Annotated in this window: 21 protein-coding genes; 12 read left to right on the plus strand and 9 right to left on the minus strand. The window is 68.2% G+C overall.

Annotation, left to right across the window (positions count from 1 at the left end; translation table 11 throughout):
* Nucleotides 1–174 precede the first annotated feature (174 nt).
* The 3 genes from ASE31_RS33125 (at nt 175) to ASE31_RS15215 (ending at nt 2,408) form a co-directional block, all read left to right on the plus strand.
* Nucleotides 175–384: a DUF1810 family protein gene (locus tag ASE31_RS33125; protein WP_162261397.1), complete on the plus strand. Its 210-nt coding sequence runs from the start codon at nt 175–177 to the stop codon at nt 382–384.
* A 158-nt stretch (nt 385–542) separates the two neighbouring features.
* Nucleotides 543–1,181 carry an MBL fold metallo-hydrolase gene (locus ASE31_RS15210; protein ID WP_057202653.1) on the plus strand — a complete coding sequence of 213 codons (639 nt, stop codon included), beginning with the start codon at nt 543–545 and terminating at the stop codon, nt 1,179–1,181.
* Between the two features lie 141 nt (nt 1,182–1,322).
* Nucleotides 1,323–2,408: a GGDEF domain-containing protein gene (locus ASE31_RS15215; RefSeq protein WP_082604168.1), complete on the plus strand. Its 1,086-nt coding sequence runs from the start codon at nt 1,323–1,325 to the stop codon at nt 2,406–2,408.
* Nucleotides 2,409–2,415: 7 nt separating this feature from the next.
* On the opposite strand, the gene ASE31_RS15220 is transcribed toward ASE31_RS15215, so the two are convergent.
* Nucleotides 2,416–3,222 (minus strand): M48 family metallopeptidase, encoded by an 807-nt coding sequence (locus ASE31_RS15220; RefSeq protein ID WP_235514490.1) that lies wholly within the window; start codon nt 3,220–3,222, stop codon nt 2,416–2,418.
* 73 nt (nt 3,223–3,295) lie between these two features.
* On the opposite strand from ASE31_RS15220, the gene ASE31_RS15225 reads away from it, so the two are divergent.
* The 3 genes from ASE31_RS15225 (at nt 3,296) to ASE31_RS15235 (ending at nt 6,807) form a co-directional block, all read left to right on the plus strand.
* Entirely contained in the window at nt 3,296–4,693 is a 1,398-nt protein-coding gene (locus tag ASE31_RS15225; RefSeq protein ID WP_057202654.1) for an MFS transporter, read from the plus strand.
* 134 nt (nt 4,694–4,827) lie between these two features.
* A complete protein-coding gene (locus ASE31_RS15230; RefSeq protein WP_057202655.1) occupies nt 4,828–5,544 on the plus strand; it encodes a response regulator transcription factor in 717 nt (238 codons plus the stop codon).
* Between the two features lie 6 nt (nt 5,545–5,550).
* A complete protein-coding gene (locus ASE31_RS15235) occupies nt 5,551–6,807 on the plus strand; it encodes an ATP-binding protein (protein WP_057202656.1) in 1,257 nt (418 codons plus the stop codon).
* On the opposite strand, the gene ASE31_RS15240 is transcribed toward ASE31_RS15235, so the two are convergent.
* Entirely contained in the window at nt 6,782–8,020 is a 1,239-nt protein-coding gene (locus ASE31_RS15240) for a YbfB/YjiJ family MFS transporter (RefSeq protein ID WP_157412502.1), read from the minus strand. The genes ASE31_RS15235 and ASE31_RS15240 overlap by 26 nt on opposite strands.
* Nucleotides 8,021–8,111: 91 nt before the next feature.
* Between ASE31_RS15240 and ASE31_RS15245 the strand changes: the two genes are divergently transcribed.
* Together ASE31_RS15245 and ASE31_RS15250 are read left to right on the plus strand one after the other, a co-directional pair.
* Entirely contained in the window at nt 8,112–8,990 is an 879-nt protein-coding gene (locus tag ASE31_RS15245) for a LysR substrate-binding domain-containing protein (protein WP_200961117.1), read from the plus strand.
* Nucleotides 8,991–9,020: 30 nt separating this feature from the next.
* Complete coding sequence (locus ASE31_RS15250; RefSeq protein WP_057202657.1) at nt 9,021–10,100, plus strand: nitronate monooxygenase family protein; 1,080 nt, start codon at nt 9,021–9,023, stop codon at nt 10,098–10,100.
* 10 nt (nt 10,101–10,110) lie between these two features.
* Here the strand turns inward: ASE31_RS15250 and ASE31_RS15255 are convergent, their stop codons facing one another.
* The 6 genes from ASE31_RS15255 to ASE31_RS15280 are packed head-to-tail and all read right to left on the minus strand — an operon-like array spanning nt 10,111 to nt 14,816.
* Nucleotides 10,111–11,085, minus strand: a complete 975-nt coding sequence (locus tag ASE31_RS15255; RefSeq protein ID WP_057202658.1) for a glycosyltransferase — start codon at nt 11,083–11,085, stop codon at nt 10,111–10,113.
* 20 nt (nt 11,086–11,105) lie between these two features.
* Entirely contained in the window at nt 11,106–12,362 is a 1,257-nt protein-coding gene (locus ASE31_RS15260) for an O-antigen ligase (RefSeq protein ID WP_057202659.1), read from the minus strand.
* Nucleotides 12,362–13,177 carry a glycosyltransferase family 2 protein gene (locus tag ASE31_RS15265; RefSeq protein ID WP_057202660.1) on the minus strand — a complete coding sequence of 272 codons (816 nt, stop codon included), beginning with the start codon at nt 13,175–13,177 and terminating at the stop codon, nt 12,362–12,364. Before ASE31_RS15265 ends, ASE31_RS15260 begins: the two co-directional genes overlap by 1 nt.
* A gap of 3 nt (nt 13,178–13,180) precedes the next feature.
* The gene (locus ASE31_RS15270) at nt 13,181–13,387 is read right to left on the minus strand and encodes a zinc-finger domain-containing protein (RefSeq protein ID WP_057202661.1); all 207 of its coding nucleotides are present in this window, start codon (nt 13,385–13,387) and stop codon (nt 13,181–13,183) included.
* A gap of 3 nt (nt 13,388–13,390) precedes the next feature.
* The gene (locus ASE31_RS15275; protein ID WP_057202662.1) at nt 13,391–14,329 is read right to left on the minus strand and encodes a branched-chain amino acid transaminase; all 939 of its coding nucleotides are present in this window, start codon (nt 14,327–14,329) and stop codon (nt 13,391–13,393) included.
* Nucleotides 14,330–14,369: 40 nt separating this feature from the next.
* Entirely contained in the window at nt 14,370–14,816 is a 447-nt protein-coding gene (locus ASE31_RS15280) for a hypothetical protein (protein ID WP_057202663.1), read from the minus strand.
* Nucleotides 14,817–15,067: 251 nt separating this feature from the next.
* Here ASE31_RS15280 and ASE31_RS15285 point away from each other — a divergent pair, with 251 nt between their 5' ends.
* Nucleotides 15,068–16,828, plus strand: coding sequence for a methyl-accepting chemotaxis protein (locus ASE31_RS15285; RefSeq protein ID WP_057202664.1), 1,761 nt, complete (start codon nt 15,068–15,070; stop codon nt 16,826–16,828).
* 58 nt (nt 16,829–16,886) lie between these two features.
* Here ASE31_RS15285 and radA read toward each other — a convergent pair whose 3' ends face one another.
* Complete coding sequence (gene radA / locus ASE31_RS15290; protein WP_057202665.1) at nt 16,887–18,266, minus strand: DNA repair protein RadA; 1,380 nt, start codon at nt 18,264–18,266, stop codon at nt 16,887–16,889.
* Between the two features lie 156 nt (nt 18,267–18,422).
* Here radA and ASE31_RS15295 point away from each other — a divergent pair, with 156 nt between their 5' ends.
* From ASE31_RS15295 to ASE31_RS15305, 3 genes are read left to right on the plus strand one after another with little or no spacing between them, the layout of a single operon-like run.
* A complete protein-coding gene (locus ASE31_RS15295) occupies nt 18,423–19,247 on the plus strand; it encodes an aldolase/citrate lyase family protein (RefSeq protein WP_057202666.1) in 825 nt (274 codons plus the stop codon).
* A 30-nt stretch (nt 19,248–19,277) separates the two neighbouring features.
* The gene (locus ASE31_RS15300) at nt 19,278–20,255 is read left to right on the plus strand and encodes a 2-dehydropantoate 2-reductase (RefSeq protein WP_057202667.1); all 978 of its coding nucleotides are present in this window, start codon (nt 19,278–19,280) and stop codon (nt 20,253–20,255) included.
* Nucleotides 20,256–20,277: 22 nt separating this feature from the next.
* On the plus strand, nt 20,278–20,886 hold the full coding sequence (locus ASE31_RS15305; protein WP_057202668.1) for a glutathione S-transferase family protein: 609 nt from the start codon (nt 20,278–20,280) through the stop codon (nt 20,884–20,886).
* Nucleotides 20,887–21,060: the final 174 nt, after the last annotated feature.

The following is a 21,060-nucleotide window of genomic DNA, read 5'->3' on the forward strand; positions in this document are numbered from 1 at the left end:
TGATGATGCAGGACCCCAATTGAGAAGGGCTTGTTGCCCAGCCGTGGACGTGCAGCCCATTGGATGTGGATCAAAGGGCTTGGACAGCTGGAAGGCAGTCCACTGCACAGTCCAATACCTTGCGGAATCCCGCGCTTTCTTGGAGCGTTCCGTCCTCGGAGGGCGCATCAGGGAATGTTGCAAGTTGCTCCTTTGGCGCGAAGGGAGGACCGGCGAGAGGTCGTTGGATCTCCTGACGATCTCGTGCTCGCCTCCATCATGATGCTGTTCTGTGAGGTGGTTGGTTCTAGCAGTCCGTTTGAGCAGGTACTTGCGGAATACTCCGATGGCAGAAGACGTGCGGACGTTTGCAGTACTCGTATAGGCCATGTGCGCGCAGTCTAGGTTCTGCGCGATTGAGTTAACCCGCCGTATGACAATTTGATGGAAGCTGCTGGCCTCGCCAAGTCTTTTTCGGCAACAACAAGCCACTCTCTGTTTGGAACTTGGCCACGCATTGTTTGCAAAAGCCACTCTCTGTTAGCAACAACCAATACCCACCCATGCTCCACTACCTCACCGTCCCCGTCACCGCCTTCCAGCAAAACTCCTCCATCCTCTGGTGCGACGCCACGAACAAGGCCACCATCGTCGACCCCGGCGGTGACCTCGACGTGCTGCTGGCCGAGGTGGAGCGCCTGGGCCTCACGCTCGACCAGATCTGGCTCACCCACGCCCACATTGACCATGCGGGCGGCACGGGCGAACTGGCCGAGCGCCTGTCGCTGCCCATCGTGGGGCCGCACCCCGGGGACCAGTTCTGGATCGATGCGCTGCCGGATCAAAGCGCGATGTTCGGGTTTCCGCCCGCGCAGCATTTCACGCCCACGCGCTGGCTGGCCGATGGCGACACCGTGCAGATCGGCAACGAGACGCTGCACGTGCGCCACTGCCCGGGGCACACGCCGGGCCACGTGGTGTTCCACGCGCCGCAGATCGACCGGGCCTTCGTGGGCGATGTGCTGTTTGCGGGCAGCATCGGGCGCACGGACTTCCCACAGGGCAACCACCAGGACCTGATCGACAGCATCACCGGGCGCCTGTGGCCCATGGGGGACCAGACGGTGTTCATTCCCGGCCACGGCCCGGAGAGCACTTTCGGCCGCGAGCGCAAGAGCAATCCCTACGTCGGCGGCACCTGAGTCCCTCCCTTTGCGGGTAACGTAGAACTGGGATGCTTTGCCCCGCCTGATCCGGCGATGCGCTGCATTGCAACTTTTTAAGATGTGACATTCTGTTAACAATCCCGGCGGTCGGAGGCGCGTGCCGGGCATCGTCCCGCCATGGCATCCCCTGCAAGCACCGTTCCCACCGCCCATCCTCCCCGCCCCTTCGCCATTCCACAGCGCGGCTCCAGCGTTGCTGGCAAGGCCTACTGGGCCATGGCGCAGCGGGTGGCGCTGACGGCCGCAGCCATTGACTGCGGCTACATCCTGCTCTTCCTCTGGCTGGGCTCGGTGCCGCTGGCGCTGGTCAACCTGGCCAGCATCGGCATGTACCTGGGCGCCTACGCGCTCATCAAGCGGCGGAGCAACACGGCGGGCATCTCGCTGATCTGGCTGGAGGTGATCTTCCACTCGGCACTGGGCTCGCTGCTGGTGGGCTGGGACAGCGGCTTTCACTACTACCTGCTGCTTTTCATTCCGGCTGTGGTCATTGCCAACTCGGGCCGCTACGCCGTACCGATCGTGCTGGCACTGCTGACCTACTACCTGGGCCTGCGCCTTGCCTGCGACCACTGGGGCGCCCTCGCTCCCCTGGCCGGCAAGGGCCAGCAGGTGGTCAACGCCATCCACGTGTGCATCGTCTTCGGCATGTTTGCGGCGCTGGCGGCGTTCTACCGCCGCACCATCCTCATCGCCGAAAACCGGCTGCTCAAGCAGGCCACGCTGGATGCGCTGACCGGGCTGAACAACCGCGCGCATTTCCACACCTTGGCCGGGCACACGCTGAACCGCACCCAGCGCACCGGCGAACCGGTGGCACTGCTGCTGTGCGACATCGACCATTTCAAGCAGGTCAACGACCGCCACGGCCATGCCATGGGTGACCGCGTGCTGGTGACCGTGGCCGGCGTGCTCGCGCGCAACCTGCGCGAGAGCGACGTGATCGCGCGCTGGGGCGGCGAGGAGTTCCTGGCGTTGATGCCGGCGAGCCCGCAGGCGTCCGCCATGGAAGTCGCCGAGCGCATCCGAATGGCGATGGAGCAGATCCAGATGGACTGCCAGGGCCAGCCGGTACCTTTGAGCATGTCCTTCGGGGTAGCGCAGGTGGCCCATGGCGACGACCTGCAGGCGGCCATAGCACGGGCCGACCAGGCGCTCTACCAAAGCAAGAACAACGGCCGCAACCGCGTCACGGCAGGCTGATCAGCCGTCAACCCTTGCGCGCAGCTTCGTAGAGCTTCTGCACCTTGGGCACGTTGAGCTCCAGCTGCTGGATGCGTGCCGGGCCCGAAGGGTGGGTGGACAAAAAGGCCAGGCCTCCCTGCTTGCTGCCCGTGGCGCTGCCCATCTTCTTCCACAGGCTCACCGACGCATCGGGCTGGTAGCCCGCGCGCGCGGCCAGCTCCAGGCCCACCAGGTCGGCATCGCTTTCGTCCGAGCGGCTGAACTGCAGTGTGAGCAGTTGCCCACCGAGGCTGGCGGCGGCATTGCCCAGGTCACCAAGGCCCAGCAGCTGCGAGCCCAGGCGCAGGCCAATGTTGGTGGCCTGGGTCTTGGCCAGGCGCTCGCGCGCATGCTCGCGCAGCGCGTGGGCCATTTCGTGGCCCATGATCATCGCGGCTTCGTCGTCGGTGAGCTTGAGCTGGTCGAGGATGCCGGTGTAGAAGGCGATCTTGCCACCGGGCATGCAGAAGGCGTTGATCTGTTTGCTGCCGATCAGGTTCACCTCCCAGCGCCACTGGCTTGCGCGCTCGTTCCAGGGCTTGGTGTGCGGGATCAGCCGCTGGGCGATCACGCGCAGGCGCTGCAGCTGTGGAAAGTCATCGGGCGCGAGCGCGCGCTTGGCGCGGGCCTGTTCCAGCATCTGCTGGTACTGCTGCGCGGCGGACCGCTCCAGCGTCTCGGCCGGTATCAGCTTGCGCAGGGTGGAGGAGGTGCCCACGTCCACCTGGGCGATGGCCGGGGCCATGGCGCCCGCCCCCGCCGCCAGTAGAAATGCGCGGCGCGCGGACCACATCGATGATGGCGCGGCGGAAGGAGAGGGGCAAAGCATGCACATGCAGGAATAATAGACAAAAACCCAGGTACCCATGTCAGACACCTCCCCTATCCCGACCGCTACGGCCGTATCTGCCGCGTCGACCGACGCCCCCCGGCCCACCTGGCTGCAGACGTTGCGCGTCTACCTGGAGCCTGCGAGCCTGCGCATGCTCACCCTTGGCTTCTCGGCCGGCCTGCCGCTGCTGCTGGTGCTGGGCACGCTGAGCTTTCGGCTGCGCGAAGCGGGCATCGACCGCAGCACCATCGGCTACCTGAGCTGGGTGGGCCTGGCCTATGGCTTCAAGTGGGTCTGGGCACCGCTGGTGGACCGCATGCCCCTGCCCCTGCTCACCCGCTGGCTGGGCCGCAGGCGCAGCTGGCTGCTGCTGTCGCAGGCCGTGGTGGTGGCCGGCCTGGTCGGCATGGCCCTGGCGGACCCGCGCGAGATGCTGGGCCCCATCGTCTGGTGCGCGCTGGCCGTGGCCTTCGGCTCGGCCACGCAGGACATTGCGCTCGACGCCTTTCGCATCGAGTCGGCCGACGCACGGCACCAGGCGGCCCTGGCCGCTTCGTACCAGACGGGCTACCGCCTGGCCATGATCTGGGCCGGCGCGGGCGTGCTGTGGATAGCCGCACGCGCCGAAGTGGCACCCGCCGTGGGCCAGGCCGTGGCACAGGGCGCGGCTGCCTACCAGAACGGCGCCTGGCAGGTGGCCTACCTGGCCATGGCGGCGTCGATGGCGGTGGGCATCGTCACGGTGCTGTTCTCGCGCGAGCCCGCGCAGGTCGTGCTGCCACCAGCAAAGAACGCGGCCGAGTGGATCAAGGGTGCGGTAGTGGACCCGTTCGCCGACTTCCTCACCCGCTATGGCTGGCATGCGGCGCTGATCCTGGCCCTGATCGCCGTGTACCGCATCAGCGATGTGGTGATGGGCATCATGGCCAACCCCTTTTACGTGGACATGGGCTTCACCAAGGACGAAGTCGCGGCCGTGACCAAGATCTACGGGGTGGTGATGACCTTGGTGGGCGCCTTCGTGGGCGGCGTGCTGTCCATGCGTTTCGGTGTCATGCGCATCCTGATGCTGGGCGCCGTGCTCAGCGCGGGCAGCAACCTGCTGTTTGCCTGGCTGGCGGGGCATGGGCACGATGTGACGGCGCTGATCGCCGTGGTCTCAGCCGACAACCTGGCCAGCGGCATCGCCTCGGCGGCCTTCATCGCCTACCTGTCGAGCCTGACCAACGTGAGCTACTCGGCCACGCAGTACGCGCTGTTCAGCTCGCTGATGCTGCTCTTGCCCAAGTTCATCGCAGGCTTCTCGGGCCGCTACGTGGATGGGTTCGGCTACGCGCACTTCTTCACGGCCACCGCGCTACTGGGTGTGCCCGTGCTGGTGCTGGTATGGCTGGCGTCTCGGGTCGAAATCGTGGGCACTAACCACAGATAGACGATTTTTTGCTATGCATTGCATAGCAATGCAGCCGATGGCACAGGCAGCAGGTTTACGGGAGCTTTACAGGCGCTTCAACACCTTGTGACGCCTTTGCGCGACCATGGGCAGGCCGCTACTACACTGACCCCATGAGCTCCCAACTGCTGATGATCGAAGACGACACCCGCCTCGCCGAGATGGTGGGCGAGTACCTGGGCCAGTCCGGCCTGGTGGTGACGCACCGCGCCGACGGCAAGAGCGGCCTGGCGCAACTCCAGGGGCCAGACGCCGCCGCCCTGCCCGACCTGGTGATCCTGGACCTGATGCTGCCCGACATGGACGGCCTGGAGGTGTGCCGCCGCATCCGCTCGCTGCAGGGCCCGGCTGCGCAGGTGCCGGTGCTGATGCTCACGGCCAAGGGCGACCCGATGGACCGCATCATCGGCCTGGAGCTGGGTGCCGACGACTACCTGCCCAAGCCGTTCGAGCCGCGCGAGCTGCTGGCGCGCATCCGCGCCATCCTGCGCCGGCGCACCGATGGCGGTACGCCGGTGGCCCAGGCCCTGCGCTTTGGCACACTGGAGATAGACCGCGATGCGCGCACCGTCACCGTGGCCGGCCAGCCGGCCGACCTGACCTCCTACCAGTTCGACCTGCTCGTGGCGCTGGCCGAGCGCGCGGGCCGCGTGCTCACGCGCGACCAGATCATGGAGGCCGTGCGCGGCCGCGAACTGGAGGCCTTCGACCGCTCCATCGACGTGCACATGGGCCGCATCCGCGCGGCCATCGAGGTCGATGCCAAGAACCCGCGCCGCATCCTCACCGTGCGCGGCGTGGGCTACGTGTTCGCCAAACAGCAGGATTGAAGCCCGGTGAGCCTTTCCAACCCCTTTGCCCGGCGCCTGTACCTGCGCATCTGGCTCGCCGTGGTCGGCGGCATCGCCGTGCTCACGCTGGTCGTGGGCTGGGCCTGGCGCATTGCCGAGGAGCAGAAGGCGAGCAACAACCAGCCCTTCGTACCGCCCTCGCGCGAAATGGTGCTGCGCGATGCCAAGGGCGATGTCGTCTTTCAGGGGCCTGCGACACGGCAGCCGTCGGAGCCCGGCGAGAACGTGGAGTTCCACATCGAATCCGACACCGGCCAGGCCTTTGTGCTGCAGATGGCACCGCGCCAGCCCCGCATCGGCGGGCGGCCCGGTAGCGGTCCCAACCAGGGCGACGCGGCCTTCTGGACCCGCCCGCCCTTTGGCTTCCTGTGGCTGCTGGGCATCGTGGGCCTGGCCGTGGCGGCGGGGGTGTACCCCATCATCCGGCGCCTGACCCTGCGGCTGGAGGCGCTGCAGCGCAGCGTCAAGCACTTTGGCGAAGGCGATCTCTCCGTGCGCGTGCCCGAGCAGGGCCAGGACGAAGTGGCCGACCTGGCGCGCCAGTTCAATGCCGCAGCGGAACGGGTGGAGACCCTGGTCAAGTCGCACAAATCGCTGCTGGCCAACGCCTCGCACGAGCTGCGCTCGCCGCTCACGCGCATCCGCATGGGCATGGAGCTCATGGGCGGGCAGCAGCCCTCGCCGACGTTCCGCGCCGAGATCCTGCGCAACATCGCCGAGCTCGACCAGTTGGTCGACGAGATCCTGCTGGCCAGCCGCCTGGACGCGCGCGAGGCCGATGTGGGCACGGTGGAGACAGTCGACCTGGTGGGCCTGGCGGCCGAGGAATGTGCGCGCGTGGACGCCGACCTGGACGTGGGCGCCAGCCCCGATGCGGTGGACGTGCGCGGCGTCTCCAAGCTGCTGCGCCGGGCCATCCGCAACCTGCTGGAGAACGCGCGGCGTTACAGCACAGGCGAGGTCAGCGTGGTCGTGCACCGGCGCCAGGGCCATGCCGAGGTGCGCGTGTGCGACCATGGCCCGGGCGTTCCACCCAACCAGCGCGAACGCATCTTCGAGCCCTTCTACCGCCTGCCGGGCGCCAGCGAGCGCGCGGGCGGCGTGGGCCTGGGCTTGTCGCTGGTGCGCTCGATCGCCGGGCGCCACAGTGGCATGGTGTTCTGCGAAGACCGGCCCGATGGCGCCAGCGGTGCGTGCTTCGTGCTGCGGCTACCGGTCACTTCTTCCAGCGCCACGCCATGAAGGCGTAGAGCGCGGCGCCCAGCACCAGCACCGAGCCCGCTACACCAAGCGCCCAGTCGAAACCCTGCGCCCGCGAGCCTGCCTGCGCCAGCAGCGCGGCCGCCATGGGCGGCCCAGCGATCTGGCCGATGCCATACAGCGCCGTGAGCAGCCCGGTGAAGCCCGCGCCCGCCTGTGGCCACTGGTGCCGCGCCTCCTGCAAGGCGAAGAAGGTGATGGCCGTGAACGGCACTCCCAGCAGCAGGCTGCCGAGGGCAAAGCCCGCCGGCCCCGGCCACAGCAGCCCCAGCGCAATGCCCACCGCCTGCAGCAGGTAGGCGCCGGCCAGCAGCCAGCGGCGGTCGCGGTGGGGTGCGATGCGCGTGGACAAAAAGGCGCCCAGGGCCACGCCGGCGCCGAACACCGGCCAGAACAGGTCGGGCCAGGCCGAGCCGGCCGGCAGCGCAGCACGCGCGATGACGGGCAGGAACGTGGCGGTGACGATGTAGCCCAGGCCCGCCAGGCCATACGCCAAGGCATGCAGTGCCCGCAACGCCGCCGGCGCAGGCACGGCGGCAGCGGCGGGTGCCCCCGCCGGATGGGCCTGCGCCTCGCCACCCCGCAATACCTGCCAGATCCCGGCGCACAGCAGCGCCGCCAGTGCGGCAAACGTGGCCCAGCCCGCCGCCGCGCTCCAGCCCGCAGCGACCATGGCACCGGTGGGCAGGCCGGTCACCACGATGCCTAGCCCCGGCCCGCAGAAGATCAGGCCGGCGAGCTGGGGCCGCCCCAACCGGGTGAGCTGGCCCATGCACCAGTTGGCAGTCCCCAGGAACACCAGGGCACTCGCGATACCCGCCAGAAAGCGCAGCAGGGGCCACGATGCGGGCCAGGGAAAGGCCAGCACCCCGGTCAGCAGCACGGTGGCCACCAGCCCGCCGCGCGCCAGGGCCGCATTGCCCGGGACTGCGCCCAGGCGACGGCCCAGCCACGGCAGGGCCATGTACAGCAACGCCCCGGCAAGGTAGCCGGCGTAGTTGGCCGTGGCCAGCCAACTGCCGGTGGCGATGTCCACCACGCCGTCGTGCAGCATCATGGGCAGCAGCGGGGTGAAGGCGAAGCGGCCGATGCCCATGGCGACCGCGAGGGCGACCATGCCGGCCAGAGCGACCCGCAAAGGCGCCATGTCAGCGCTGTGCACGCGGGCGGGGGAGGGGGAAGACACCTGGTCCATGCGGGAGATACCGGAAAGAGTTGCCACGGCAGATGCCGTTGCATATCATCTTACCAAGAGATTGAATTTTTGTAATTCATACTTTTTTAAGATGATTGAATTTTCTTCACCCTTGCTGGACCTTGCGGCCCTGGACATCTTTCGCACCGTGGCGGCCGAAGGCAGCGTCACGCGCGCGGCCGATCGGCTGGGACGCGTGCAGTCCAACGTGACCACCCGGGTGCGCCAGTTGGAGGCGGACCTGGGCACCCCCCTGTTCCTGCGCGAAGGCAAGCGCATGGCGCTCACGCCCGAGGGCCAGGTGCTGCTGGGCTATACCGACCGGCTGCTGACGCTGGCCGAGGAAGCGCGCCAGGCAGTGCGTCCAGGCCCACCCGGCGGGCGCCTGCGCCTGGGTTCGATGGAGAGCACGGCGGCGAGCCGCCTGCCTGTGCCGCTGGCACGCCTGCACAGCCAGTGGCCGGGCGTGGCGCTGGAGCTGTCGACCGCACCCACGCGCGAGCTGGTGGAGCGGCTGCGCGCACACGCGCTCGATGCGGTACTGGTGGCGTGGCCGCCGGGCCAGGCCCCGGACCCGGCGCTCGAAACCCGGCCTGTGTTCACCGAAGACCTGTTGCTGGTGCTGCCCGCCGGCCACCCTGTCGTTGCCGGCCCCCAGGATGTACAGCCCGGCACGCTCGCGGTCTTCGAGCCGGGTTGCACCTACCGCCGCATCGGGCAGGACTGGTTCGCTCCCCGGCCGCAGCCCATGCAGGTGCTGGAGCTGGGCTCGTACCACGCCATTCTGGCCTGCGTGGCCGCCGGCAGCTGCGCGGGCATCGTGCCGCGCTCGGTGCTGGCCATGACGCCCCACGCCGGGCTGCTGAGCCACCAGCCGATCACCCGTATCGACACCCTGCTCACCTGGCGCAAGGGCTACCGCTCCAGCGCGCTCGATGCCCTGCAGCAGGCGCTGCTTTCCGCAGCCTGACCGCTTTTCAATTCCCCCAAGGAGTCCGCCATGACCGACCGCAGCCTTCGCACCGCCCTTTCACTGCGCCTGCCCATCATCCAGGGCCCCATGACCGGCTCCGACACCCCGGCCCTGGCGGCTGCCGTCTCCGCGGCTGGCGGCCTGGGCTCGCTGGGCTGTGGCATGCGTTCACCTGCAGCCATGGCCGAGGCGGCTGCCGAGGTGCGCAGGCGCACCGACCGGCCGTTCTGCATGAACCTCTTCGTGCAGGACACGCCCGCGCCCGACGCGGCCACGGTGGACACCGCCGTGGCGCGGCTCGCCCCGCTGTACGCCGAGTTCGGCCAACAGCCGGCCGTACCCGCGCGCTGGTGCGAGGACTTCGCGGCGCAGTTCGACACACTGATCGCCGCACGCCCGGCGGTAGCGAGCTTCACCTTCGGCATCCTCAGTGCCGCGCAGGTGGAACGCCTGCACGCTGCAGGCTGCTATGTGATCGGCACCGCGACCACGGTCGCCGAGGCCGTGGCCTGGGCCGACGTGGGGGCGGACGCCGTCTGCGCCTCGGGCATGGAGTCGGGTGGTCACCGGGGTACCTTTCTCGGGGACTTCGCCTCTTCGATGATCGGCACCATGGCCCTGGTGCCGCGCTGCGTGGATGCGCTGCAGCCGCGCGGCGTGGCAGTGGTCGCGGCCGGCGGCATCATGGACGGACGCGGCATCGCCGCCGCACAGGCGCTGGGGGCCGAAGCGGTGCAGATGGGCACGGCCTTTTTGTCCTGCGACGAATCGGGCATCGGCGCCCCCTACCGCCAGGCGCTGGCCAGCGCCAAGGGCACCGACACGCGCACCACGCGCGCCCTGACAGGGCGCCACGCACGTGGCATCGTCAACGCGCTGATGGACCGGCTGCAGACCGATGAGGCGGCCGTGCCGCCCTACCCCGTGCAGAACGCCTTCACGGGCGCCCTGCGCAAGGCGTCGAACGAGGCCGGCCGGGCCGACTACCTGTCGCTGTGGGCTGGCCAGGGCGTGGAGGCGGTTCGGCCCATGGCCGCCGCTGCGCTGATGGCGTTGCTCGAAGAGGAATGGAAGCAGGCCTGCGCGCGCGTGGGCGCTACGCACTGAAGCAAGAAGCTCAGCGCGTCCAGGGTAGGTCGCGGGCCGTGCCTTGGATAACGGGGTGCTCGCGGTGCAGCACCTCGCCGGCCAGCACGCGCTCGTAGTAGCGCAGGTAGCCGCGTGCCATGGCCTCGGCGCTGAAGTGCTGCTGCACATGGGCGTGGCAGGCGCGCGGGTCGGCCTTGTGGGCACGCACGGCCTCGGCCAGTTCGCTGGCGCTGGCCGACAGGCTGCCGCACTCGGCAGGAACCAGTTCGGGCAGCGCGCCGTAGGGCGTGCTGAACACCGGGCAGCCGAAGTACAGGCTTTCGATCACCGCCAGGCCAAAGGGCTCGTGCCAGCGCACGGGGAAAATCAGGCCGCGCGAGGCGTTAAGCAGCTCGTTCTTCTGCTGGCCGCCGACCATGCCGAAGAAATGGATCCGGCGGGACAGCGTCCAGCGAAAACCGCGCTTGAAGTTGATGCGGTTGCCGCCGAGCACGTCGAGTTCCACGCCCGCCAGCTTGGCGACCTTGATGGCACCGGCCACGTTCTTCACGCCCCAGGCCGCCTTGCCCAGGAAATGGTAGTGCGAGCGCGGGCGCTCGAAATCCACCGGGCCATAGGCCGACCAATCGAGGCCGTTGTAGACGAACTCGGTCGACCCATAGCGCGCGGCATGGTTGCGCGAGAGGAACACCGTGTTCAGCGGCAGCGGCTTGGGCTTGCGCGCGTTGCCGTGCTCGGTGACGAGGTAGGGGCGCGAGGGTTCGCTGCGCGGGTTGAACTGGAAGTGGGTGATGTCCACGTCGGCCGGGATCTGGCTGTCCCAGGGCTGATCAGGCTTGATCGGCAGCACCTGGGCGAAGTCGCAGCTCGAGCCCTCGGGCACCAGGTAGCTCACGCGGTGGCCCAACTGCACCAGAGTCTTGCCCAAGTCCCAGATCACGCGCTCGGTACCGCCGTAGCCGTACACCGGGATGGAGGAGTTGTTGACCAGCAGGATGTGCATGGAATGGAGGATACCTGTCGTCAGAAGGGGCGGCCGCAGCCGATGCGGGCGCGCCGCTCATGCAGGGCCGCCAGCACCAGCGGGCACATGAAGAGGTAGAACATGTTGCCGCTGTTGTGCGCCAAGAAGACCTGGGTCAGGCCGAAGCCGATGTACGACAGCGGCAGCATCACGCCCACCAGGCACAGCGAGAGCGATTCGCGGTCCATCTTGCCCGCACCGTCGCGGATGCGCCGGGCCGTGGGCCAGAACATGACCAGCGGAATGCCGTAGAACGCCAGCAGCAGCAGCACGCCAGGGAGGCCGCGCTTGGCGAACAGGTCCAGCGCCTCGTTGTGCGCGTGGCCGAATTCGAGCACCACGGGGTGCGCCAGGCCAGCGGCGACGCGGCGCGCCTTCTCCTGCTCGTAGCCGGCCCGACCCCAGCCGGTGAACGGCCGGTCCCAGCCCATCTGCCAGGCCAAGTGCCAATGGGCCAGGCGCTGGCCCACGGAGCTGCGGCCATCACCGCGCTGCTGGTAGGTCTGCACCTCCTGGCGCGCTTCGTCCACGCGCTGCTCGACGGCCGGCACCTGCGACAGGGCCGCAGCGGCCAGCGCCAGGGCACACAGGCCCCAGTACACACGGCGCTGGCCCGTGGTGCGCACCAGCAGCCAGGCGCACACGGGCAACAGCAACACCAGCGCCAGCCAGCCGCCGCGCGACTGCGACAGGACCGAGCCCACCGCGCCGAGCACGATGGCGGCCGTGAGCAGCAGCCGCTGCCAGGCCACCCAGCGCTTCCACTGCACCACCAGCAGCAGGCCGCTCATCACGGCCAGCAGCATGCTCAGGTTGCCGTACTGGATGGCATTGGTGAAGCCACTGGCGCGCGGCAGCGCCTGCACGCCAATCTGGTAGATGGCCACCAGGCCGCTGCCGACGGCGCCCACCGCCACGCCCATCCACAGCCAGGAGGCGCGCGGCTCGAACGTCATGAGGTAGAAGATGCACGGCAGCGCCAGCAGGTACTTGACCGGGCGGTCCATGCTGCCCCAGCCCCAGGTGGCGCCCACGTCAAGCAGCCACAGGGCGGCCATGCACGAAAAGGCGGCCAGCAGCCACCAGGCGGCGCGGGGGGCGGGGCGCTTCCACCACACTGGCGCGCTGGCCAGCGCCGCCAGCAGCAGCAGCGCCGCGCCATAGGAATAGCCCGAGGGCAGCCACAGGGCCAGGCCAGGCACCATGAATGCGCCGATGCTCGCGCAGCGCCCGAACCAGCGGTAGGACCTGACCATCACCGTATCACCCGGCCGGTGAGGCTGTCGCGGTCGTAGTGCAGGGCGGCATACCGAAAGAAGCCCTCCAGCGCCACGAACAGGCAGTACAGGAAGCCCGCGCCCCCACACAGGAAGCCCAGGCGGAACACATACAGACGCAGGAACATCGAGCCGCCCGAGGCCAAGCCGCGCAGCACGCCACCGCGCTTGCCCGCCTCGGCCCGCTTGGCGGCGCCCAGCATCACATACTGGGTGAGCTTTTCGAGGCTGGTGCGCACCGAGTTGCGGGTGTAGTGCAGCAAGCGGGCGCGTACCAGATGGCGCGGCACGGCCACACCACCAGGTTCGGGGTGCAGCTGCGCCTGCTCGTGCACCACGCCCGTGAACTCACGGACCATGGAGCGCACGAACAATCGCTCGATGCGCGACTGCGACAGAAAATAGCGCAGCTCCTGGCCAAAGGCCACCATGCGCCAGCGGATGGTCCACACGCCGCGTGCGCCCGAGCGCACGATGGCCTGCAGCTCCTGCTGGAAGGCCGGGGTCATGATCTCGTCGGCATCGAGGAAGAACACGTAGTCACCCCGCGAATGGGCGAGCAGGCGGTTGCGCTGCACGGCAAAGCCCTGCCAGTCGGGGTAGGAATGGACCTCTGCACCCAGGCCCTGGGCCAGGGCGACGGTGTTGTCCGTGCTGCCGCTGTCAACCACCAGCACCTGGTGGGCAAAAGCGGCGCTGCGTAGGCAGGCTTCTATACGGTGCGCTTCGTTGTGCGTGAGCACCGCCACCGTGAGCGTGGGCGACACCTTCGCGTCGCCAGCGGCCGCCGACATCCGTCAGTGGCCAGCGTGCACGTGCTCGCCCGCCTTGAGGCGGTACACCGTGCCGCAGTAGGGGCACTTGGCCTCTCCGCTGCGGGCCACGTCCAGATAGACCTTGGGGTGGTTGTTCCAGATTTTCATGTCCGCCTTGGGGCTCGGGCAGAAGACCCCGCCCTGGGCGTTCAAGTCCTTGGCCAGCAGTTCGATCGCAGCTTGGGACATGGTTCAGACCTTTGCCAGCCAGTGGGCGTATTGGGGATTGCGGCCGTTGACGATGTCAAAGAAGGCGCTCTGGATCTTCTCGGTGATCGGGCCTCGGCTGCCGCTGCCGAGCTCGATGCGGTCGAGCTCGCGGATCGGCGTGACTTCGGCGGCCGTGCCGGTGAAGAAGGCTTCGTCGGCAATGTAGACCTCGTCGCGCGTGATGCGCTTTTGCACGATCTCCAGGCCCAGGTCCTTGGCGATGTGGAACACGGTGTTGCGGGTGATGCCGTTCAGGGCGCCGGCCGACAGGTCGGGCGTGTAGATCACACCGTTCTTGATCACGAAGATGTTCTCGCCCGCGCCTTCGCTCACGAAACCGCTGCTGTCCAGCAGCAAGGCTTCGTCGTAGCCGTCGTCCAGCGCTTCCATGTTGGCCAGGATGGAGTTGGTGTAGTTGCTCACCGCCTTGGCCTGGGTCATCGTGATGTTCACGTGGTGGCGGGTGTAGCTGCTGGTCTTGACGCGGATGCCGCGCTGCATGCCCTCTTCGCCCAGGTAGGCGCCCCAGGCCCAGGCGGCCACCATCAGGTGGATCTGGTTGCCCTTGGGCGAAACGCCGAGCTTTTGCGAGCCGATCCAGGTCAATGGGCGCAGATAGCCCGACTCCAGGTTGTTTTCGCGCACTACGGCCTTCTGCGCCTCGTTCACTTCTTCCTTGCTGAAGGGGATCTTCATGCGCAGGATCTTGGCACTGTTGAACAGGCGGTCGGTGTGCTCTTCGAGGCGGAAGATGGCCGTGCCGTCGGCGGTCTTGTAGGCGCGCACGCCTTCGAACGCGCCGCAGCCGTAGTGCAGGGTGTGGCTCAGCACGTGGATCTTGGCGTCGCGCCAATCCACCATCTGGCCGTCCATCCAGATCTTGCCGTCACGGTCGGCCATTGAGGGAACTACGGGGCTCATGGGTGTCCTTTGAATTGCTGTGGGTCGCAAAAGAGCGATTTTACGGGGCTGGCGGCACCTCGGCCACTGGGGCAACTGCGGGCGGCACCTCTTCCTCCTGCGCCGGGCGCACGAGCTCCCACTTCACGAGCTTGCCGTTCTTGAACTCGCAGGTCACGAACGAGCGGCTGCCGTCCGTCCAGCGGTACAGCTCAGGCTGGGCGCCATCGTCCGACAACAGCTGTCCCAGCGAGCGCGTCATGGCCACCACATGCATCAGGTTCACCCCGGCCCGCAGCTTGGCGTTGAGCATGACGGCGCTGCCCACGTGACCGATAGGCCTGTCTGCCGCTTTTTTCAGCACAGTCATCAGGCGCGTGAAGTGCAGCAGCGCCCACATCAGGAGCCCGCCCCCCACAGCGGCCACGCCGGGCCACCCATAGGACACAAAACCGAACACCAGGGCACCCACGGCAGCGAGCGGAACAAACATATTGCGCAAATTCATGGGCGGTATTGTCATATGGCCAGCGCGTGCCGCCGTACGTGAAGACCGCAGGTCTTGCGGGTACTGCCCGCCGATGGGCGCCCAAAACCCGCGCAGGCCGCACCAGCATGGCCCGGGCTGCAGATTCGTTGTGCAAACGCTACATCAAATGCATACGGATGGCTGGCGTATGGCGCAACCGTGCGCTGCGGTTTACCCTCGCCAGTTGATACAACCTGATACGCCGGGTGACGCCTGCGCAAGCACAAGCCATGAAACTGGACAACATACGCCTTTCCCCCAAGCTCTGGGGGTCTATCGTGGGCCTGCTGGGTGCCATGCTGCTGGTCTCCCTCTGGTCGCAATACCAGGCCTCGCAGGTCATGGCGCAGACGCTGGCGTCGCTGGAGGCGTTCGAACAGCGCATCTCCCTGGCCCAGCAATGGAAAGGCGCGACCGAAACCACGGGCGAGCGCGTGCTGGCCAGCAATTCCACGCCCGATGCGGAGCTGACCACGCTGTTCGACGCACGCGTGAAGGCAGGCGTGACCGGCATCTCCGGCATCCAGTCCAAGGTGGTGGAACTGGCCACCAGCCCCGCCGACAAAGCTGCGCTGGAGCGCGTGGCCAGCGAACGCACCAATGTGCTGGCGCTGAACAAGCAGGCCCGCGAGATCAAGCTGGCCGGCGATGCTGCCGCTTTCAAGACCTTCGTGGAGTCGAAATACCTGGGCGCCATCGGCCGCTACGTGGATTCGCTGGAAGCCTTCGTGCAGCTGCAGCAGTCGCAGCGCGACACGGCCAAGCAGGAGGCTGCAGGCGCCATGGCCCGTGCCCGCGCGCTGGCCTGGACCATCCAGGCCGTGGTGTTCCTGCTGGGACTGGCACTTTCCTTCCTGCTGGTGCGCTCGATCTCCCGGCCGCTGAACGATGCGGTGCAGCTGACCGACGCCATTGCCGGTGGCAACCTCACCGTGCAGTCCTCGGATGACCGCCAGGACGAGTTCGGCCACCTGCTGCGCTCGGTCTCGCAAATGGCGGCCAAGCTGCGCGGCCTGGTGTCGGAAGTGCGCAGCGGCGTGGATTCGATGTCCAACGCCTCGGTGGAGATCGCCACCGGCAACCACGACCTCTCGTCGCGCACCGAGCAGACCGCCGCCAACCTGGAAGAAACCGCCGCCAGCATGGAGGAGCTGACCGCCACCGTGACCCAGTCGGCGGACACCGCACGCCAGGCCAACCAGCTGGCCAGCACGGCCGCGCAGGCCGCCGGTCGGGGTGGCGAGGTGGTGGCCCAGGTGGTGACCAGCATGCAGACCATCACCCACAGCTCGCGCAAGATCGCCGACATCATCGGCACCATCGACGGCATCGCTTTCCAGACCAATATCCTGGCGCTCAATGCCGCCGTGGAAGCGGCCCGGGCCGGCGAACAGGGCCGGGGCTTTGCCGTGGTGGCCAGCGAGGTGCGCGGCCTGGCGCAGCGCAGCGCCGAGGCGGCCAAGGAGATCAAGGGCCTGATCACGGCGTCGGTGGAATCGGTGGAGACCGGATCCGAGCAGGTCACCCAGGCCGGCCAGGCCATGGACGAGATCGTCAGCAGCGTGCGCCGCGTTTCGGACCTGATCGGCGAGATCACCGCCTCCTCGTCCGAACAGCGTGACGGCATTGCCCAGGTGAACGTGGCCGTGACCCAACTCGACCAGATGACGCAGCAGAACGCCGCGCTGGTCGAGGAATCCGCCGCCGCCGCCTCGTCGCTGCGCGATCAGGCCCAGCGCCTGGCCGAGGTGGTGTCGGTGTTCAATGTGGGCTACCAGGCACCGGCACCCAAGCCGGCACCTGCGCGTGCTCCGGCGGCAGCCCGCCCTGCCCCGGCGCCGGAAGCCAGGAAGGTCGCGGGCACCACGGCAGCTTCTGCGCCGCGCAAGCTGCAGGCACCCGCTGCAACTGCGGCACCCAAGCCCCGTGCAGCACCCGCACCCGCTCCCAAGCAAGCCAAGGGTTCGGACGACGACTGGGAATCCTTCTGAACGCAGGCCGGTAACGGCCGCGCGCGAAGGCAGGGCGTGAGCCCCGCCTGGCTGCCTCTCAGCCCATTTCGCGCACAACGTTCATCGCCTCTTCCACGCGCTCCACCGCGTGGATGGTGAGCCCCTCGATAGGCTTCTTGGGCGCATTCGCCTTGGGTACCACGGCCACGCTGAAGCCGAGCTTGGCGGCTTCCTTGAGCCGCTCCTGCCCGCGCGGTGCGGGCCGCACCTCGCCCGCCAGGCCCACCTCGCCAAACGCGAGGAAGCCGCGCGGCAGCGCCTTGCCGCGAAGGCTGGAGGTGATGGACAGCATCACGGCCAGATCGGCCGCCGGCTCGCTGATGCGCACGCCGCCCACCGCGTTCACGAACACGTCCTGGTCCATGCAGGCCACGCCCGCGTGGCGGTGCAGCACGGCCAGCAGCATGGCCAGCCGGTCCTTGTCCAGGCCCACCGACAGGCGCCGGGGGCTGGGGCCGCCGCTGTCCACCAGCGCCTGGATCTCCACCAGCAGCGGGCGAGTGCCCTCCAGCGTCACCATCACACAGCTGCCCGGCACGGGCTCGCTGTGCTGGCTCAGAAAGATGGCGCTGGGGTTGCTCACGCCCTTGAGGCCCTTCTCGGTCATGGCAAACACGCCGATCTCGTTGACCGCGCCGAAGCGGTTCTTGATGGCGCGCACCAGGCGGAACTGGCTGTGCGTGTCGCCCTCGAAGTAGAGCACCGTATCCACCATGTGCTCGAGCACGCGCGGGCCGGCAAGCGCTCCTTCCTTGGTGACGTGGCCGACGAGCACGATGGCCACGCCCGAGGACTTGGCCGCGCGCGTGAGGTGGGCCGCGCATTCGCGCACCTGGGCCACCGAGCCCGGGGCCGAGGTGAGCTGGTCGGAGTACACCGTCTGGATGGAATCGATCACGGCCACGGCGGGCTGCATGGATTCGATGGTGGCCAGGATCTTTTCGAGCTGAATCTCGGCCAGCACATTGACCTGGCTGTGGTCCAGCCCGAGCCGGCGCGAGCGCAGCGCCACCTGGGCACCGCTTTCCTCGCCGGTCACGTACAGCGTGGGCAGGCCCGCGCGCTGCAGCGCATCGAGCGCCTGCAACAGCAAGGTGGATTTGCCGATGCCTGGGTCGCCGCCGATCAGTACCACGCCCCCCTCGACGATGCCGCCGCCCAGCACCCGGTCAAGCTCGTCGATGCCGCTGGGCGTGCGCTCCACGTCGCTGGCCTCGATGGCCGACAGCGGCATCACCGCCTGCGCCTGGTTCAGGCCCGCGAACTGCGCGCCGCTGTAGCGGTTCTTGCCCGGCCCGGCCTCGGCCACCTGCTCGATCAGCGTGTTCCAGGCGCCGCAGGCGGGGCACTTGCCCAGCCAGCGCGGGCTGGTGCCGCCGCATTCGGTGCAGGTGAAAACGGTTTTTTCTTTGGCCATGGCGTGGGAAATGGGGACAAACAGAAGGCAGGCTGGTGACTATACCGGCCAGCCCCGCCAAGGCGCATTGCCGGGGCAATTGGCGCACGCCCGCCGCAGGGTGTGCACAACCCGTACGATGGCGGCCTTGCACCAGAGCCAGAAAGAGACGCACGCATGCAAACCCCCATCAACCCCTTCAAGCAGGCCATGGCCCAAGGCCGCGCGCAGATCGGCCTGTGGCTGGCCCTGGCCGATGCCTACAGCACCGAGATCCTCGCCGGCACGGGCTACGACTGGCTGTTGCTCGATGGCGAGCACGCGCCCAACGACCTGCGCTCGCAGCTGCACCTGCTGCAGGCCATGGCCAGCGCCACCAGTGCGCTACCCGCTGGCGCGCAACCACCCCACGCGATTGCGCGCGTGCCCGTAGGCGACACGGCGCTGATCAAGCAATACCTCGACATTGGAGCCACCACCCTGCTGGTACCCATGGTGGACACCGCCGAGCAGGCCCGCGACCTGGTGCGCGCCACGCGCTATGCGCCCGAGGGCGTGCGCGGCATGGGCAGCGCCCTGGCGCGCTCCTCGCGCTGGCAGGCCTACCCGAACTACGTGCACGAGGCCAATGCCCAGGTGTGCCTGCTGGTGCAGGCCGAGACGGTGCAGGCCATGGACAACCTGGATGCCATCGCCGCCGTAACCGGCGTGGATGGGGTCTTCATCGGCCCGGCGGACCTGTCCGCATCGATGGGCCACCCGGGCAACCCCGGCCACCCCGACGTGCAGGCCGCGATCACCGAGGGCATTGCGCGCATCCTGCGCGCGGGCAAGGCGCCGGGCATCCTGGCCACCAACGAAGCACAGGCGCGCCAGTGGCTGGCAGCGGGCGCGCTGTTCGTGGCCGTGGGGGTCGATACCATGCTGCTGGCCAGTGCGGCCCGGCAGTTGCTGGCGCGCTTTCGCGCGGACGCCCCAGCCGCAATGCCCAACGGATACTGAACACCCTTCGATATGGAAAGCAATGCAACGATGAAAGCATGTATCTACGGCGCCGGCGCCATTGGCGGCTGGATCGGGCTGGCCCTGGCGCAAGCGGGAAGCGAGGTCAGCATGGTGGCGCGCGGCGCCACGCTGGCGGCCCTTGAGAAACACGGCCTGCGCTTGCGCCGCCCCGATGACAGTGTGGTGCACGCCTCCGTGCGCGCCAGCGACAGCACGGCCGCATTGGGCGTGCAGGACCTGGTGGTGGTGGCCGTGAAGGCGCCGGGCCTGCCCGAGGTGGCGCGCGCCATGGCCCCGCTGATCGGCCCCCAGACGGTCGTGCTGACCGCGATGAACGGCGTGCCCTGGTGGTTCCTGGGTGGCTGCAGCGGCGCGGCGCAAGGCCGCACGCTGGAATCGGTGGACCCCGGCGGTGCCATCGCCCGTTCCATCCCCGCAGGCCAGGTGCTGGGCAGCGTGGTGCACACCAGTTGCTCGCTGGAGGCACCGGGCTTCGTCAAGCAGCACTTCGGCAACCGGCTGATCGTGGGCGAGCCCGATGGCAGTGCCAGTACGCGGCTGCAGGCCCTGGCCGACGCGCTGCAGCGCGGCGGCATCGACGTGGAGGTCTCCACGAACATCCAGAAGGACATCTGGTTCAAGCTCTGGGGCAACCTCACGGTGAACCCGATCAGCGCCCTCACCGGCGCCACCACCGACCGCATCCTGGACGACGAGCTGGTGCGCGGCTTCGTCTCGGCCGTGATGCTGGAGGCCAAGGCCATCGGCGAAAAGCTGGGCCTGCCCATCGACCAGCAGCCCGAGGACCGCCACGCCGTGACGCGCAAACTCGGCGCCTTCAAGACGTCCATGCTGCAGGACGTGGAGGCCGGCAAGCCCGTGGAGATCGACGCCCTGGTGGGCGCGGTGCATGAGCTGGGCCAGATCACCGATACACCGACCCCGCACACCGCCGCCCTGCTGGGCCTGGCACGCCTGATGGCCCGCACCCGCGGTTTGTACTGATTTACTACTTCACCACGCAACCATGCTCAAACTCTATTCCGCCCCCGGTACCTGCTCCCTGGCCGCGCACATTGCCCTGCAGGAGGCCGACGCCGGCCATGAATTGGTGACACTGGACTTTGCCAATCAGCAGCAGCGCAGCCCCGAGTACCTGGCCATCAACCCCAAGGGCCGCGTGCCCACGCTGGTGACGGAGCAGGGTGTGCTCTCCGAGACGACCGCGCTGCTGCTCTACATCGCCCAGCGTTTCCCGGCCGCGAAGCTCGCCCCTCTGGACGATCCGTTCGCGCTGGCGCGCATGCAGGAGTTCAACAGCTACCTGGCCTCCACCGTGCACGTGAATCACGCCCATGGGCGGCGCGCCGGGCGCTGGGCCGATGAGGCCGGCTCCATCGCCGATATGCAGCGCAAGGTGCCGCAGACCATGTCCGAGGCCTTCTCCGTCATCGAGAACCACTACCTGCAAGGCCCGTGGGTACTGGGCGAGGCGTATTCGGTGGCCGATGCCTACCTGTTCACCATTGCCTCGTGGCTCAAGTCGGATGGCGTGGACATTGCGCTGTTTCCCAAGGTGGCTGCGCACACCGCGCGCATGCTGGAGCGCCCCGCCGTCCAACGCGCGCTGGCCTGATCTCTCTGATCAACAAAAAAGCCCTCGCAGCCAGAACGGCTGCGAGGGCTTTTTTCGCGAGTGAGCCCGGTGCCCACGGCTTTGGATTCGACCGGATAGGCAGGCGGGAAGCCGCAGACAGTGCTGTAGCACGGCAAGGCTGCCCAACGACGCTAGCCGGTTGAAGGCAAAGCT

Origin of the sequence: Acidovorax sp. Root217, from assembly GCF_001428645.1 — a bacterium.
Classification (GTDB): domain Bacteria; phylum Pseudomonadota; class Gammaproteobacteria; order Burkholderiales; family Burkholderiaceae_C; genus Acidovorax.